The sequence below is a fragment of the Citrobacter sp. EC_71 genome, assembly GCF_019584005.1.
Taxonomy (GTDB): Bacteria; Pseudomonadota; Gammaproteobacteria; order Enterobacterales; family Enterobacteriaceae; genus Citrobacter; species Citrobacter werkmanii.
This window is the reverse complement of record NZ_VDAY01000107.1, coordinates 1-231: the sequence shown is the minus strand read 5'-3', so window position 1 is coordinate 231 and position 231 is coordinate 1. Positions and strand designations below refer to the sequence as shown.

The following is a 231-nucleotide window of genomic DNA, read 5'->3' as shown; positions in this document are numbered from 1 at the left end:
TCATTTCTTGTTTACGGAGAAATGAAACAGTGTGTCGTTTCAATTTTCAGCTTGATCCAGATTTTTAAAGAGCAAAACTTCGCAGTGAACCTTTTCAGGTACACTCTGAAGTTTTCTTGGGTTGTTGCAGTAAAGATGGTGGAGCTATGCGGGATCGAACCGCAGACCTCCTGCGTGCAAAGCAGGCGCTCTCCCAGCTGAGCTATAGCCCCATCGTAGTTAAAACCTCTT

The 231-nt window shown here is 45.0% G+C and carries 1 tRNA gene; it reads right to left on the bottom strand.

Going from position 1 to position 231, the window contains the following annotated elements:
• Window positions 1-136: 136 nt before the first annotated feature.
• A tRNA-Ala gene (locus FHD02_RS24250) sits at window positions 137-212 on the bottom strand.
• Window positions 213-231 lie beyond the last annotated feature (19 nt).